Raw genomic sequence first — 15,586 nt, 5'->3', positions numbered from 1 at the left:
CCCCGCCCCTTTGACTATCCTCAATGCCAACGCCTCATGTGCGTTGGCAAAATCTCTTTCTAATTCATGGTGTATCGCTGATGTCTTCACATAAAACCTTAGCACTCGCCCTGTGCCTGACCGCCGTTACCGGCTGCGCCAGTCATTCTCCGGACGGCTCCAAGGAAGGTGGCTCCAGCTGGTGGCCTTTCGGTTCCGACAAGGTCGCCGAGCAGGAAGTGAAGGCAGCCGTCACCGAAAAAGTGGCCAAGGCCGATGCCAAGTCCGAAAGCGCCAGCCGCTGGTGGTGGCCGTTCGGCGGCGATGACAAGCAAGCCAAAGGGCCGGTCGTGCCGAAGATCGACCAGAAGGCCACCCAGGCCTGGCTGGACGAGTACGAGCCCAAGCTGCGCGAAGCCATCAAGGACAGCAAGCTGGAGCTGGAGCGCCGCGACAATGTGCTGGCGGTCACCCTGCCGGTGGACAGCTCGTACAACCCTGATCGCCCGAACATGCTGCTGCCAATGACCCTCGGCCCGATCACCCGTGTGGCCAAGACCGTCGAAGGCGACCCCAAGACTGCCGTGCTGGTACTGGGCCATGCCGACAGCAGCGGCGTTGCCGCTGCCAACCAGAAGCTCAGCCTGGAACGCGCCGCTTCGGTATCGGCCATCTTCCGCCTTAGCGGCCTGCAGCGTGACCGCCTGACGCTCAAGGGCATGGGCTCGGTGATGCCACGTGCCGCCAACGACAGCATCGAGGGCCGTGCCCTGAACCGCCGCGTGGAAATGCTGCTGACCCCGCAGAACACCATGGTCGCACTGTTGGCCAAGTACCAGCAGGCCGCCCCGGCACCTGTCCCGGCATCGATGGTTGCGGTGCAGGATGCCAAGGCACCTGCAGCCAAGGCCGTCGACAGCAAGCCAGCAGCCAAGAAGCCTGCGGCGAAGAAACCTGTTGCCAAGGCCAAGGCCCCTGCCAAGACCACGGCCAAGAAAACAGCTGCGCCGGCCAAGGCAGCCGCCAAGCCTGCCGCCAAGAAAGCTACCGCTGACAAGAAAGTAGCTGCCAACAGCCCTGCGAAGACCAACTGATCGTCAAGGAAACGCAGCAATGACCCAATCCCTGGCCGATATGCGCCGCGACTACACCCGTGATGGCCTGGCCGAAGCCCAGGCCCCGGGGGAGCCGTTCGCTTTGTTCCACCAGTGGTTTGCCGATGCGGTGAAGACCGAGCAGGTACCGGTGGAAGCCAATGCCATGACCCTGGCGACTGTGGACGGCGAAGGCCGCCCACATTGCCGCGTACTGTTGTTGAAGGGGCTCGATGAGCAGGGCTTTACCTTCTTCACCAACTACGAGAGCGCCAAGGGCCAGCAACTGCAGGCCAACCCTTTTGCGGCCATGACCTTCTTCTGGCCGGCGCTGGAGCGCCAGGTGCGCATCGAAGGGCGGGTGGAAAAGGTGACGGCCAAGGAGTCGGACGACTACTACCAGGTGCGCCCGCTGGGCAGCCGCCTGGGCGCCTGGGCTTCGCCGCAGAGCCGGGTGATCGCCGGTCGTGAAGAGCTGGAGGGCCTGGTCAAGGCCACCGAAGCGCGCTTCTCCGACACCCAGCCGCACTGCCCGGAGCACTGGGGTGGTTATCGCCTGTTGCCTGAGCGCATCGAGTTCTGGCAGGGGCGGGCAAGCCGCCTGCATGACCGGTTGAACTACCGGCTGGTGGATGGGCAATGGCTGCGGGAGCGGCTGGCACCCTGAGAATTTGGGGCCGCAAAGCGGCCCCAGTGATCCACAGACTACCCCGGATACCCCGCCGCCTCGCGCTCCAACCACCCCGCCAGTTGCTTGCGCCCCACCTTCTCCCGCCGCGCCTGCGCCAACCTTTCCAGCATGAACGTGCGCTTTTCAGGGTCAGCCCCCGCCAGCGACAACGCCAGGTCACGGTCCATCCAGCGGCGCATGCGTACATACAGCCACCAATGGAAATACAGCCCGGCAACGGTGGTGACCACGACGATGAAGTAATCCATGGCTATCCTTGGTCTCAATTTATGAGCCTATGGCACAACCGCACAGGCTGTACCCCGGCTGAATGAAAACAATTTTATTGCGTTTGTACCGTGACAGCCGTCAACGTGCAGCGTCTAATGAGCACCTGACTTATGGAGACTTTACCCATGCGTAAATCCGCTTTGCTGGTGGCGACCTTTACCACCATGTCGCTGCTGCTGGGGGGCTGTGCCTCGAGCCTGACCGGTGACAGCTACTCCCGTGATGAAGCCCGCCGCGTGCAAACCGTGCGCATGGGCACCATCGAATCCCTGCGCCCGGTCAAGATCGAAGGTACCAAGACCCCGATCGGCGGTGGCGCTGGCGCCATCGTTGGTGGCGTAGCCGGTAGTGCTGTAGGCGGTGGTCGTGGCAGCATTGTTGCAGCCGTGATCGGTGCCGTGGCCGGTGGCCTGGCCGGTTCCGCTGCAGAAGAAGGCCTGACCCGCACCCAAGGCGTCGAAATCACCGTGCGTGAGGACGATGGCAGCATGCGTGCCTACGTGCAGGCCGTGCAGGAGAACGAAATCTTCCGCGTTGGTGACCGCGTGCGCATCATGACTGTTGATGGCACCAGCCGCGTTTCGCACTGACCGTAGCGCAGTAAAACAAAAACCCCGACATGGCCGCTGCCAGTCGGGGTTTTTTCATGCTTCAGTAACGTCAACCAACACGGGTTTTGCGGCTGGCCATGGCGATGACGGCGTAGCCGATCACTGCGGCGAAGAACGAGCCGGTAAGAATACCCATGCGGTCCATACCGGCGTAATCGCTGCTACCCGGGGCGAAGGCGAGCGAACCAACGAACAGGCTCATGGTGAAGCCGATGCCGCAGAGTATCGCCACCCCCAGTATTTGCCCCCAGCCGGCACCCTCAGGCAGCGCGGCCAGGCGCAGCTTGACCGCCAGCCAGGTCAGGCCGAAAACGCCCACGGTCTTGCCCAGCAGCAGGCCAACCGCGATGCCCATCGGCACCGGGTGGGTGAAGCTGTCTACGCTCATGCCTGCCAGCGAGACGCCGGCATTGGCGAAGGCAAAAATCGGCAAAATGGCATAAGCGACCCAAGGATGCAGGGCATGCTCAAGGGACAGCAGTGGCGAAGTCTCGGCGTTGCGGGTACGCAGCGGGATGCACAAGGCCAGGGCGACACCGGCCAGCGTGGCATGTACGCCACTCTTGAGTACGCAGACCCACAGGATCAGGCCAATGATCATGTACGGCCCAAGCTTGACCACGCCAAGCCGGTTCATCGCTACCAGCACCACCAGGCAGGCCGCAGCCAGTAGCAGCGACACGCTCGACAGGGTCCCGGAGTAGAACAGGGCGATGACGATGATCGCGCCCAGGTCGTCGATGATCGCCAAAGTCATCAGGAACAGTTTCAGCGATACCGGTACGCGTTTGCCCAGCAGGGCCAGCACGCCAAGGGCGAAGGCGATGTCGGTGGCAGTGGGGATCGCCCAGCCGGCCACGGCCGCCGGGTTGTCTCGGTTGATGAACCAGTAGATCAGTGCTGGCACCACCATGCCACCCACGGCAGCAGTGGCAGGCAGGATCACCTGGGCAGGTTTGGACAGGTGGCCGTCGACCACCTCGCGCTTGACCTCAAGGCCGATGAGCAGGAAGAACAGGGCCATGAGGCCGTCATTGATCCACAGCAACAAAGGCTTGGCGATATTCAGCGCGCCGACCTGGACGGCGACGGGCACATCGAGCAGCCCGCTGTACAGGTAGGACAGTGGCGAGTTGTTGATGATCAGTGCCATGACGGCGGCGGCGATCAGCAGCAGGCCGCTGGCGGCTTCAAGCTGGAAGAAACGGGTAAACAGGCTACGCACGGGCTATAGGCTCTCCATGAGCAGTTTACGAATGATACGGGCGTACACCCTAGCCTGTGACGATATGCTTTAAAACAAAAACTATATTCGTTTTTGTTATATGGTGTTGCCGGCTAGGCTGTGTGAAGCCTAGATGCAGACGGGGGTGGAAGGGGGAGGGAATGCCTGATGTTCGGGTTGGATATTTCTGATTCCTGCAAGGGCTCTTTCGCGGGGCGCGCCCGCTCCCACAGCTACTGCGCAGTTCTCAAGTACTGTGCAGTAGCTGTGGGAGCGGGTTCACCCGCGAAAGGGCCCTGACAGGCGACACAAAATTACAGGCCGAGCATATCCCGCGCTACCGCCTCGGCAATACGGATCCCGTCCACACCCGCGGACAGAATGCCGCCCGCGTAGCCGGCGCCTTCACCCGCCGGGAACAACCCTTTCAGGTTCAGGCTCTGGTAATCCTCACCCCGGGTAATGCGCAGTGGCGACGAGGTCCGCGTCTCGATCCCGGTCAACACCGCGTCATGCAGGTTGTAACCCTTGATCTGGCGGTCGAACGCCGGCAGTGCCTCACGGATGGCTTCGATGGCGAAGTCGGGCAGACTCGGCGCCAGGTCACCCAGGGTCACGCCTGGTTTGTAGGACGGTTCGACACTGCCCAGGGCGGTCGATGGCCGGCCTGCAACGAAGTCACCCACCAGCTGCGCCGGGGCCTGGTAGTTGCTGCCGCCCATCACGTAGGCGTGGGCTTCCAGACGCTCTTGCAGTTCAATACCGGCCAGCGGGCCGCCCGGGTAGTCGCGCTCGGGGTCAATGCCGACGACGATGCCAGAGTTGGCGTTGCGCTCGTTACGCGAGTACTGGCTCATGCCGTTGGTGACCACCCGGCCTGGTTCGCTGGTGGCGGCGACCACGGTGCCACCCGGGCACATGCAGAAGCTGTATACCGAGCGGCCGTTCTTGGCGTGGTACACCAGCTTGTAGTCGGCGGCGCCGAGTTTCGGGTGGCCGGCGTACTTGCCCAGGCGCGCTTTGTCGATCAGCGTTTGCGGGTGCTCGATACGGAAGCCGACCGAGAACGGCTTGGCTTCCATGTACACGCCCTTGGCATGCAGCATGCGGAAGGTGTCGCGGGCGCTGTGGCCAAGGGCCAGGACCACATGGCGCGAGTGCAGCTGTTCGCCACTCTCCAGCACCACGCCGGTCAGTTGGCCGTCTTCGACCAGCAGGTCGGTGACCTTTTCCTGGAAGCGTACTTCCGCGCCGAGGGCGATCATGTCCTGGCGCATCTGCTCGACCATGCCGGTAAGGCGGAAAGTGCCGATGTGCGGTTTGTTGATGTACAGGATCTCGTCCGGCGCACCGGCCTTGACGAACTCTTCCAGCACTTTGCGGCCGTGGTGCTGCGGGTCCTTGATCTGGCTGTACAGCTTGCCGTCAGAGAAGGTACCGGCGCCGCCTTCGCCGAACTGTACATTGGACTCTGGGTTGAGCACGCTTTTGCGCCACAGGCCCCAGGTGTCCTTGGTGCGCTGGCGCACCTCCTTGCCACGTTCGAGGATGATCGGCTTGAAGCCCATCTGCGCCAACAGCAGGCCGGCGAAGATGCCGCACGGGCCGAAACCGACCACGATCGGGCGTTCCTGCACGTCGGCCGGGGCGTGGCCGACATACTTGTAGGTCACGTCCGGTGCCGGGCCGATGTTGTGATCGTCGGCGAACTTGTCGAGCAGCTCGGCTTCGTTGCTGGCTTCGAGGTCGATGGTGTAGATGAACAGCAACTCGCTGTTCTTCTTGCGCGCATCGTAGCTGCGCTTGAACAGGTTGAAGCTGAGCAGTTGCTCGTCGCGGATGCCCAGGCGCTGGACGATGGCTTCACGCAGCGCTTCGTCGGGATGGTCCAGGGGCAGCTTGAGTTCGGTGATTCGTAGCATGGCAGGGTCCAGTATCCCGGCCATGGGCGGCCGGCGGCTTTACACAAACCGCCAAGTATAAGCTGTTAGCCGCCCCGACTGGCAGGATAAAAGCACCCGGCGATCAGTTGTCGCGCGCGCCACCGTAGTAGCCGCAGCCCTGCAGGGTCTTGCCGTCGATGCGCAGCTCGGCACGCAGGTGGTGGATGGCGCCCGTGGCGCTGTCTACGCAGCGCTGCGGCGCGACCCACAGTTCCACGTGCTGGCCGTTGGCTTCGCTGGTAAGGGTCAGGCCGCCGCCGGGTACTTCTTCTTCCAGAAACGGCAGGGGCAAAGGCTGCTGGCCCACGCGACTGACCACCATGCCCTTGCCGCTGGCCTTGATATCCCACTCGGGTTCATGACCATTGGCGCGCAGGGTCAGCTGCTTGAAGTTGGGGTCTTCGCAGGCGCGCGTGGAGGGTTCCAGGCGGTACAGGCGGCGCACTTCCAGCTGGCCGTCGTTGTTGGCCTGCTTGCTGCCGGTGAGGCGTCCACGGACGTCGGCGAACAGTTTGTCGTTGGCGTCTTTGGCGAGGTTGGCGGCCTCCTGCAGGATGCCGGTGGCACCGACGTCGTTGATCACGAATGTGCGGTTTTCGCTGCACGGCTTGAACAGCAGCTGGCCACCGGCGGCACGCAGTTCGCCCTGCATGCGCGTGGTGCCGATATTCGGGTCGCTTGGCGCGTCAGCCATGAGCTGGCAGCCGGCGAACAGGGGCAGCAGGGCGGTGAGCAGCAGGGTGGGGGTGAGGCGCATGGGGCGAACTCCGGGGATCTTTTCCAAAGAGCTGGCCACGTTACGCAGGGTGTGCGGGGATCTCAAGTCATACACATTCAGCAGGCATGAAAAAGGGCCCGAAGGCCCTTTCCGGATCAACCCCCCAGGTACGCGTCGCGCACCTTCGGGTCGGTCAACAGCGCTTCGCCCGTCCCCTGCATCACCACCCGGCCGTTCTCCAGCACATAGGCGCGGTCAGCGACCTTGAGCGCCTGGTTGGCATTCTGCTCCACCAGGAACACGGTCACGCCGTCGCGGCGCAGCTGTTCGATGATGTCGAAGATCTGCTGGATGATGATCGGCGCCAGGCCCAGCGAGGGCTCGTCGAGCAGCAACAGCTTGGGCTTGCTCATCAGCGCCCGGCCAATGGCGAGCATCTGCTGCTCGCCACCAGACATGGTGCCGCCACGCTGGATATAGCGCTCCTTCAGGCGCGGGAACAGCTGCAACACCTTGTCCAGCTGCTCCTGATAGTCGCCCTTGTTGGTGAAGAAGCCACCCATCGCCAGGTTTTCCTCGACGGTCAGGCGGGCGAACACGCGGCGGCCTTCAGGCACCACGGCAATGCTCTTGCGCATGATGTGCGAGGACGGCTGGCCGACCAGTTCTTCACCCAGGTACTTGATGCTGCCACTGTGTGCCTGCGGCGAGCCGCACAGGGTCATCAGCAAGGTCGACTTGCCGGCGCCGTTGGCACCGATCAGGGTGACGATCTCGCCCTGGTTGATCTCCACGTTCACGCTGTGCAGCGCCTGGATCTTGCCGTAGAAGGTGGAAACGTTTTCGAACTTCAGCATTTACGCTTCCCCCAGGTAGGCTTTGATCACATCAGGGTTGTCGCGGATCTCTTCCGGCGTGCCGTGTGCCAGGGGGGTGCCCTGGTTGATCACCACGATATGGTCGGAGATGCTCATCACCAGCTTCATGTCGTGCTCGATCAGCAGCACGGTGACGTTGTGCGACTCACGCAGGTAGGCGATCAGTGCCTTGAGGTCTTCGGTTTCCTTCGGGTTCAGGCCCGCGGCCGGTTCGTCGAGCATGATGATGCGCGGCTGGGTCATCATGCAGCGGGCGATTTCCAGGCGGCGTTGCTGGCCGTAGGCCAGGGTGCCGGCGGTACGGTTGGCGAATTCGGTCAGGTTGACCTTCTCCAGCCAGTACTGCGCGCGTTCCATGGCCTCCTTCTCGCTGCGGCGGAAGCTCGGGGTCTTGAACAGGCCGGCGAAGAAGTTGGTGTTCAGGTGACGGTGCTGGGCGATCAGCAGGTTTTCCAGCGCGGTCATTTCCTTGAACAGGCGCACGTTCTGGAAGGTCCGCACCACGCCCTTGCGGGCGATCTGATGGCCGGCCAGGCCCTGGATCGGCTGGCCATCGAGCAGGATGGTGCCGCCGCTGGGCTTGTAGAAACCGGTCAGGCAGTTGAACACGGTGGTCTTGCCGGCGCCGTTCGGGCCGATCAGCGCCACCACCTGTTTTTCCTTGACGGTCAGGGCCACGCCGTTGACCGCCAACAAGCCGCCGAAGCGCATGCTCAGGCCGCTGACTTGCAGAATTTCACGGCTCATCGATGCAGCTCCATGTGTGGACGTTGCATAGGCAGCAAGCCTTGCGGACGCCAGATCATCATCAACACCATCAGCGCACCGAACATCAGCATCCGGTATTCGCTGAACTCACGCATCAGCTCGGGCAGCAGGATCATCACGATGGCCGCGAGGATCACGCCCAGTTGTGAGCCCATGCCGCCGAGCACGACGATGGCGAGGATGATCGCCGACTCGATGAAGGTGAACGACTCCGGTGTGACCAGCCCTTGGCGGGCGGCGAAGAAGCTGCCGGCAAAACCGGCGAACGCGGCGCCCAGGGTGAAAGCCGACAGCTTGATCACGGTCGGGTTCAGGCCCAGCGCACGGCAGGCGATCTCGTCTTCACGCAGGGCTTCCCAGGCGCGGCCGATCGGCATGCGCAGCAGGCGGTTGATCACGAAGAGCGCGAGCAGGGCCAGCAGCAGGGCTACCAGGTAGAGGAAGATGACCTTGTTGATCGAGTTGTATTCCAGCCCGAAGAACTCGTGGAAGGTCTGCATGCCCTCGGCGGCACGGCGTTCGAAGGTCAGGCCGAAGAACTCCGGTTTGGGGATGTTGCTGATGCCGTTGGGGCCGCCGGTCCAGTCGGTGAGGTTGCGCAGGAACAGGCGGATGATCTCGCCGAAGCCAAGGGTCACGATCGCCAGGTAGTCACCGCGCAGGCGCAGCACCGGGAAGCCAAGCAGGAAGCCGAAGGTGGCGGCCATCAGGCCGGCAATCGGCAGGCACACCCAGAAGCTCCAGCCCAGGTAGTGCGAGAGCATGGCGTAGCTGTAGGCGCCGACGGCATAGAAGCCGACGTAACCGAGGTCGAGCAGGCCCGCCAGGCCGACCACGATGTTCAGGCCCAGGCCCAGCAACACGTAGATCAGGATCAGCGTGGCGATGTCGACCGCACCGCGCGAGCCGAAGAACGGCCACACCAGTGCCGCAACGATCAGACCAATGATCACATAGCGCTGGGTCTTGGGCAGGGTCAGGTAGTTGCTGACGGCCGGCGGGATCAGCTTGCGATCCGAACGGCGGCCCATCACCGAACTCCACTGCTTGTCGAACAGCACGCGCAGGAACATCAATACCGAGCACACGGCGATGATGCTGATGGTGAACGAACCCTGACTGTGCACGACCAGGCTGATGCCGTCGATGCTCAGTTTCAGGCCCAGCACCGGGAAGGCCACGGCCCAGACCAGCAAGGCGCTGAAGAACGCCTGTTTGAGATTTTTGCTCATACTTTTTCAACCTCCGGGCGGCCCAGGATGCCGGTCGGCCGGAATAGCAGGACAAGAACCAACAAGCCGAATGCCACCACGTCCTTGTACTGGTCGCCGAAGATGTCGGCGCCAAAGGCTTCGGCTACACCCAGCACCAGCCCGCCGAGCATGGCGCCCGGAATGCTGCCGATGCCACCCAGCACCGCCGCGGTAAAGGCTTTGAGGCCCACCAGGAAACCGGCGTTGGGGTTGATCACCCCGTACTGCATGCTCAGCAGCACGGCCGCCACCGCCGCCAGGGCGGCACCGATGACGAAGGTGAGGGCGATGATGTTGTTGGTGTTGATGCCCAGCAGGTTGGCCATCTTGATGTCTTCGGCGCAGGCGCGGCAGGCGCGGCCCAGGCGGGAACGGGAGATGAACAGGGTAAGCAGGGTCATTGCCACGAGGGTGACCACGAACACCAGGATCTGCATGTAGCTGATCAGAACCTCCTCCGCACCGCCTGGCCCGAACGAGAAGCTTCCGGGGATCAGGTTGGGGATGGACTTGTCCTTGGAGTCTTGCGACAGCAAGACGGTGTTCTGCAGGAAGATCGACATGCCGATGGCGGAAATCAGCGGGATCAGACGGTTGCTGTTGCGCAAGGGGCGGTAGGCAACCCGTTCGATACTGTAACCATAGGCACTGGTGACGAAGATCGTCGCGACGAAGGCAACGGTCATCAGGATCGGCAGCGAATGGATGCCCATCATGGCCAGGCCCGCCAGGGCGATGAAGGCCACGTAGGAACCGATCATGTACACCTCGCCGTGGGCGAAGTTGATCATGCCAATGATGCCGTACACCATCGTGTAGCCGATGGCGATCAAGGCATAGGTGCTGCCGATGGTCAATCCATTAACCAGTTGTTGGAAGAAATGGTAGATCTCAGGCATTACAGCGCTCCTAAAAACCTGATTTGCATTTCGCTGGCGGGGGTATGCCAGGAAACCGCGGGTGACGGTTTTAAGATTTTCAGGTGGGCCCGCCCCCGGATCGCGGGAGTCGGGCCCATGAACCTCGTAAAACAAAGCCCACTGCTCGCACAGTGGGCTTCTACGGTCAGCTATTTAGTCACGCAGTTACTGAGGGGAGACTTCGGTCTTCGGCTTGCCGAAGTGCCATTCGTATACCACGAACTTGAAGTCTTTCAGGTCGCCTTTGGCGTCGTACGACAGCTCGCCGGTCGGGGTCTTGAAGGTACCGGCGTGGATGGCCGCTGCCACCTTGTCGGTGTCTTCGGACTTGGCGGCCTTGATGCCTTGGGCGATCAGTTCTACCGCAGAGTAGGCAGGGAACACGAACGGGCCGCTTGGGTCCTTGCCGTCAGCCTTGATGGCGTCGACGATCTTCTTGTTCTCCGGGTCGGCATCGAACGACTTCGGCAGGGTGACCAGCAGGCCTTCGGAGGCGTTCTGGGCGATCTGCGAGATCGAGTCGTTACCCACGCCCTCTGGGCCCATGAACTTGGCTTTCAGGCCTTTTTCCTGTGCCTGGCGCAGGATCAGGCCCAGCTCTGGGTGGTAGCCGCCGTAGTAGACGAAGTCGACATTGTTCTGCTTGAGCTTCTGGATGATCGAGGAGAAGTCCTTGTCACCCGCGTTCAGGCCTTCGAACACGGCAACCTTGGTGCCTTTGCTTTCCAAAGTCTGCTTGACCGCGGTGGCGATGCCTTCACCGTACTGTTGCTTGTCGTGCAGGACGGCAACGACCTTCGGCTTGACGTGGTCGGCGATGTAGTTGCCGGCGGCCGGGCCTTGGGCGCTGTCCAGGCCGATGGTGCGGAAGATCAGCTTGTAGCCACGGGCGGTGATTTCCGGCGAGGTGGCGGCCGGGGTGATCATGATCACGCCTTCATCTTCGTAGATGTCGGACGCGGGCTGGGTGGAGCTGGAGCACAGGTGGCCGATGACGAACTTGACGCCGTCGTTGACCACTTTGTTGGCGACTGCCACGGCCTGTTTAGGGTCGCACGCGTCGTCGTATTCCTTGGCTTCGAGCATCTTGCCATCGACGCCGCCCGCGGCGTTGATATCCTTGATGGCTTGCTTTGCGCCGATGAACTGCATGTCGCCGTACTGGGTCACAGGACCCGTCTTCGGACCGGCGATGCCGATCTTGATGGTATCGGCGGCAAACGAATGGCTGGCTACCCCGGCCAGTACCATTGCGGCGAACAGCTTGGAAATCTTGATCATAGTGCTCCACTCATTCTGTTGTAATTCTTATAGTCCTGGCGGCCAGGGCTACAGACCGGGCGGGATTTGCAGCGTGGCCATGCCAACGCGCAAGCCCACCTTCCCCCGGAACATGTCCCGGAACTGTACCGGTACAGTGTAGAGCGCTGTTTGAGCGCTTGGAAAGCCGTCAAAAAGTGCCTGTTTCCTGGGTTGTCGCTTGCTCGACACAAAGATACAAAAAGGCGCCATCAAATGGCCTGTATCTGCAACCCCGCCCCACAAGTTCGGGGTCAATCGACCAAATTACATATTTGTACCCGGGTTTTTCTGCAAAAATGCCGACCTTTTTTAGTGGCCAATTTTTGCGGATACCGCCCATGACTGATCAAACAAGCACCCTCTATGCCAAATTGCTTGGCGAGACGGCAATCATCGAGTGGAAAGCCCTGGAGCGTTTCTGGGCCAAGGGTGACCTGATTTGGGTCGACCCCAGCCTCGACCTGATCACCGTTGCCGAGGCGATGGCCGAGAATCGCAGCGAGATCTTCGCCAAGTGGCGTAGTGATGGCACTGTTGGGCCGGTGTCGGCCGAGCAGGCACTGGACCTGCAAAGCCGCGATCCAGAGATCTGGGCCGTGGTGGTTTCGCCGTTTATCGTGATTCAGGCGAAGCGTCCGGCTGAAGCATGATCTTTTTTGGTGCGCAAAAATGCGCAGCAGCCCCGTTTTGGTGCTTGAAGGCGTTCAGGGCGGGTAGAGGTAAGTAACAATTCGGCGTGGCGGTAACAGTTTACGGGATGCGTAATGTGTCCACCGTTCCGGCCAGCCTGGAAAACAATTCGAATAGCCAGGAGTCATTGATGAGCACTGCACTACCTTCGCTTGGATTCGCCGGCATTGGCCTGATGGGCCTGCCCATGTGCCAACGCCTGCTGGCGGCGGGGTACCCGCTGACCGTGTGGAACCGCAGCCCGGACAAGTGTGCTGCGCTGGTCGCTGCCGGCGCGCGCCTGGCCAACAGCCCCGCCGAATTGTGCCAGGGCAGCGACATGGTACTGCTGTGCCTGGCCGACACGGCCGTGGTCCGCGAGGTGGTGTTCGGCGAGCACGGCATTGCCCAGGGTGGGCGCAGTGGCCAGTTGCTGATCGATTTCTCCAGCCTGGAACCCACCGCCACCCGTGAAATGGCCGCCGAACTCGCGGTACTGTGCGGCATGGCCTGGCTGGATGCCCCGGTGTCCGGCGGCACACCCGGTGCCGAGGCCGGTACCTTGGCGATCATGGTTGGCGGTGAAGCGGCCGACCTTGAGCGAGCACGCCCAGTGCTGCAGGTGCTTGGTCAGCGCGTGACGCACATGGGGGCTGTGGGGGCCGGGCAGGTGACCAAGGCCTGCAACCAGATGATCGTGGCGTGCAATGCGCTGGTAATCGCCGAAGTGGTGGCGCTGGCCGAGCAGTCCGGGGTAGACGCGACGCTGATCGCCGAAGCACTGGCGGGTGGCTTTGCCGATTCCAAACCGCTGCAGATCCTCGCGCCGCAAATGGCCGAAAGCCGCTTCGAGCCAATCAAGTGGCACGTGCGCACGCTGCTCAAGGACCTCGATGGCGCAGTCAGGTTTTCCCGTGAGCAGGGCTCGGCGACGCCGCTCAGTGGCCTCGCCGCGCAGCTGATGCGCCTGCACGGTAGCCAGGGTTACCTGCAAAAAGATCCGGCGACCCTTGTAGAACTGTACCGCAACAAGGGCTGACTGCCTCGCTTTGGCGCTGCAGCCGCTCCAGTAGCGGCCGCAGATCGGCCAGCGGTACCGGGCGGCCCAGCAGGTAGCCCTGCAGGTAGTCGCAGCCATGGGCTTCAAGGAATGCCTGCTGTTCGACGGTTTCTACGCCTTCGCTGACAACCTGCAGGTGCAGGGTATGCGCCATGACGATGATCGCCTGGACGATCTCGCGGTCCTTCTGGCTGCCCGGCACATCTTGCAGGAAGGTGCGGTCAATCTTCAGCACGTCCAGCGGCAGGCGCTTGAGGTAGGCCAGTGACGAGTAGCCAGTACCGAAGTCGTCGATCGACAGCGCCACGCCAAGGGCACGCACGCGCTTGAGCAGGTTGACGGTACGCTGGATATCGCCCATCAGGGCGTTTTCGGTCACTTCCAGCTCCAGGTTCCGGGGCGCGAGCCCGGCGTGGAACAGCGCCTTCTCTACTTCGTTGGGCAGTTCATCGTGGCTGAGGGTTACGGCTGAGCAATTGACCGTCACCTTGATGTCGCCATAACCGTGGCGCTGCAGGTGCGCCAGGTCGGCGCAGGCGTGGCGCATCACCCACAGGTCAAGGTCGATGATCAGGCCGTTGGCTTCGGCAATGCCGATGAAGCGATCGGGCGCCAGCAGGCCGTGCTGGGGGTGATGCCAGCGCACCAGGGCTTCGAGCTTGGCCACCTGCCCGCTGTGCATGTCGAAGATAGGTTGGTAATGCACGCACAGGCCACGCTCTTCGAGCAGGGCCAGGCGCAGCTCTTCTTCCAGTTGCAGGGCAAAGGAGGCCTGGGTTTTCAGGTTGTGGTTGAAAAAGTGCAGGCTGTTGCGCCCGCTATCCTTGGACTGATAAAGGGCGAGGTCGGCATGCTTGAGCAGTTCTTCGGCGCTGTTGCCGTCATCGGGGAAAATGCTGACGCCAATGCTGGTGGTCATGACCATGCGCCGCCCACCCAGGTCGATGGGCTCTTTCATCCGTTGCATGATGCGTTGTGCCAGGTGGCGGGCTTCGTCGCAGCTGTTGAGGCTGGTGACCACGCAGAACTCGTCGCCGCCCAGGCGTGCAACCAGGTCCTGATTGCGAGTGGCGGCCTTGATGTGGTTGGCGATCACCTTGAGCAGTTCGTCGCCAGCGTCGTGGCCAAGGCTGTCATTGATGCGCTTGAAGTGGTCGATGTCGAGGAACATCACTGCCAGGCGGTTTTCCGTGGCCTGGTGATCGGCCAGGCGCTCGGCGAACACCTGGTTGAAGCCACGGCGGTTTACCAGATTGGTCAGGGCGTCATAGTGCGCGGCCTGCTGCAGCGAGGCGCGGGCCTGGTCCAGTTGGCTGAGCAGTATGCTGACCCGGCGCAGGTCGTGCTCCTTGCTCTGCAGCTTCTTGTCGGCCAGTGCGGCGCTGATGCTGGCGCCACTGATAAGCAGGGTGATGAAGCCGATGCCCAGCCCCAGTTGCAGGCTGTTGTCACCAGAGGGCAGGCGCAGTGCGGTGTCGGCCGGGATCACCAGGGTCATGGCCGACATGGCGGTAAAGTGGGTGGCGACGATACCACCGGCTATCAGCAGGCTGGCGCCGTACTTCATGGCCTGGTGCAGTGTGCCGCTGCCATTGCGCAGGTACCGGGCCAGGCACAACGCTGCCAGGCTGGTAAGCAGGGCAAGGGCAGCAGAGACCAGCAACAGGCCAGTCTGGTAGTACTGCTGGGCGCCGGTTTGCATCGCAGCCATGCCCACAAAGTGCATGAGGATGATGCCCAGGCCGATCAGTACTGCGCTCAGCAGGAAGTGATGCGCGCGCATCTGGCTGCGGTCGAGGCTGTGCATGGTCACCCAGGCGACGCCCAAGGCGATGAGCAGCGAAAGAATGGTAAGGGAAACGTCGTAGTGCACCTCCACCGGCGCCTGGAAGGCCAGCATGCTGATGAAGTGCATGGCCCAGATGCCACCGGCCAGGCAGCAGGCGCCAAGCATGTGCCATTGTCGGTGGGCAGTGGGGTCTTCGCTGTGGGAGTGGCGTTCGGCCATGTCGAGGGTCGCGAAGCAAGCCGCGCTGGCAACGAAGTAGGCGAGCAGGACCAGGAACGGTTCATGGCGGCAATCGATAACGATGCGCCCGGTTGCCGGAAGGTCGGCGAACAGTTGCAGCCCCAGCCATTCCATTGAGTGCCCCATGATCGAGTTTTCACTCGTCTGCTCTACAACCCTGTGCAGACTGTCCAGAG

At 62.3% G+C, this 15,586-nt stretch carries 15 protein-coding genes; 5 read left to right on the top strand and 10 right to left on the bottom strand.

Features of this window, described 5'->3' with window-relative positions; translation table 11 throughout:
* Nucleotides 1-80 precede the first annotated feature (80 nt).
* Complete coding sequence (locus WF331_RS23815) at nucleotides 81-1,073, top strand: OmpA family protein (protein ID WP_197899080.1); 993 nt, start codon at nucleotides 81-83, stop codon at nucleotides 1,071-1,073.
* A 19-nt stretch (nucleotides 1,074-1,092) separates the two neighbouring features.
* Complete coding sequence (gene pdxH / locus WF331_RS23810) at nucleotides 1,093-1,740, top strand: pyridoxamine 5'-phosphate oxidase (RefSeq protein WP_016488732.1); 648 nt, start codon at nucleotides 1,093-1,095, stop codon at nucleotides 1,738-1,740.
* Nucleotides 1,741-1,778: 38 nt separating this feature from the next.
* On the opposite strand, the gene WF331_RS23805 is transcribed toward pdxH, so the two are convergent.
* Nucleotides 1,779-2,012, bottom strand: coding sequence for a hypothetical protein (locus WF331_RS23805; protein ID WP_241799631.1), 234 nt, complete (start codon nucleotides 2,010-2,012; stop codon nucleotides 1,779-1,781).
* Nucleotides 2,013-2,159: 147 nt separating this feature from the next.
* On the opposite strand from WF331_RS23805, the gene WF331_RS23800 reads away from it, so the two are divergent.
* On the top strand, nucleotides 2,160-2,624 hold the full coding sequence (locus tag WF331_RS23800; protein WP_009684613.1) for an outer membrane lipoprotein: 465 nt from the start codon (nucleotides 2,160-2,162) through the stop codon (nucleotides 2,622-2,624).
* 70 nt (nucleotides 2,625-2,694) lie between these two features.
* Here WF331_RS23800 and nhaA read toward each other — a convergent pair whose 3' ends face one another.
* The 8 genes from nhaA to WF331_RS23760 form a co-directional block, all read right to left on the bottom strand.
* Nucleotides 2,695-3,870: a Na+/H+ antiporter NhaA gene (gene nhaA, locus WF331_RS23795; RefSeq protein WP_016498253.1), complete on the bottom strand. Its 1,176-nt coding sequence runs from the start codon at nucleotides 3,868-3,870 to the stop codon at nucleotides 2,695-2,697.
* Nucleotides 3,871-4,184: 314 nt separating this feature from the next.
* Nucleotides 4,185-5,792, bottom strand: coding sequence for an NAD(P)/FAD-dependent oxidoreductase (locus WF331_RS23790; protein WP_041167602.1), 1,608 nt, complete (start codon nucleotides 5,790-5,792; stop codon nucleotides 4,185-4,187).
* A gap of 103 nt (nucleotides 5,793-5,895) precedes the next feature.
* Nucleotides 5,896-6,570 (bottom strand): COG3650 family protein, encoded by a 675-nt coding sequence (locus WF331_RS23785; protein WP_016498255.1) that lies wholly within the window; start codon nucleotides 6,568-6,570, stop codon nucleotides 5,896-5,898.
* Between the two features lie 116 nt (nucleotides 6,571-6,686).
* Complete coding sequence (locus tag WF331_RS23780; RefSeq protein WP_016498257.1) at nucleotides 6,687-7,388, bottom strand: ABC transporter ATP-binding protein; 702 nt, start codon at nucleotides 7,386-7,388, stop codon at nucleotides 6,687-6,689.
* Entirely contained in the window at nucleotides 7,389-8,156 is a 768-nt protein-coding gene (gene livG, locus WF331_RS23775) for a high-affinity branched-chain amino acid ABC transporter ATP-binding protein LivG (protein ID WP_003254878.1), read from the bottom strand.
* Entirely contained in the window at nucleotides 8,153-9,409 is a 1,257-nt protein-coding gene (locus WF331_RS23770; RefSeq protein ID WP_016498258.1) for a high-affinity branched-chain amino acid ABC transporter permease LivM, read from the bottom strand. Before WF331_RS23770 ends, livG begins: the two co-directional genes overlap by 4 nt.
* On the bottom strand, nucleotides 9,406-10,329 hold the full coding sequence (gene livH / locus WF331_RS23765) for a high-affinity branched-chain amino acid ABC transporter permease LivH (protein WP_008097482.1): 924 nt from the start codon (nucleotides 10,327-10,329) through the stop codon (nucleotides 9,406-9,408). Before livH ends, WF331_RS23770 begins: the two co-directional genes overlap by 4 nt.
* A 186-nt stretch (nucleotides 10,330-10,515) precedes the next feature.
* Complete coding sequence (locus tag WF331_RS23760; protein WP_016498259.1) at nucleotides 10,516-11,631, bottom strand: branched-chain amino acid ABC transporter substrate-binding protein; 1,116 nt, start codon at nucleotides 11,629-11,631, stop codon at nucleotides 10,516-10,518.
* 359 nt (nucleotides 11,632-11,990) lie between these two features.
* Between WF331_RS23760 and WF331_RS23755 the strand changes: the two genes are divergently transcribed.
* The gene (locus tag WF331_RS23755) at nucleotides 11,991-12,302 is read left to right on the top strand and encodes a DUF2288 domain-containing protein (RefSeq protein ID WP_016498260.1); all 312 of its coding nucleotides are present in this window, start codon (nucleotides 11,991-11,993) and stop codon (nucleotides 12,300-12,302) included.
* Nucleotides 12,303-12,472: 170 nt separating this feature from the next.
* Nucleotides 12,473-13,360 carry an NAD(P)-dependent oxidoreductase gene (locus WF331_RS23750; protein ID WP_229608569.1) on the top strand — a complete coding sequence of 296 codons (888 nt, stop codon included), beginning with the start codon at nucleotides 12,473-12,475 and terminating at the stop codon, nucleotides 13,358-13,360.
* On the opposite strand, the gene WF331_RS23745 is transcribed toward WF331_RS23750, so the two are convergent.
* Nucleotides 13,260-15,524, bottom strand: coding sequence for a putative bifunctional diguanylate cyclase/phosphodiesterase (locus WF331_RS23745; RefSeq protein WP_284365216.1), 2,265 nt, complete (start codon nucleotides 15,522-15,524; stop codon nucleotides 13,260-13,262). The genes WF331_RS23750 and WF331_RS23745 overlap by 101 nt on opposite strands.
* Nucleotides 15,525-15,586 lie beyond the last annotated feature (62 nt).

The sequence above is a fragment of the Pseudomonas sp. YNh genome (assembly GCF_037993085.1).
In the GTDB taxonomy this organism is placed as follows: Bacteria; Pseudomonadota; Gammaproteobacteria; order Pseudomonadales; family Pseudomonadaceae; genus Aquipseudomonas; species Aquipseudomonas putida.
The sequence above is the reverse complement of the archived record's forward strand: the minus strand, read 5'-3'. Positions and strand labels throughout refer to the sequence as shown.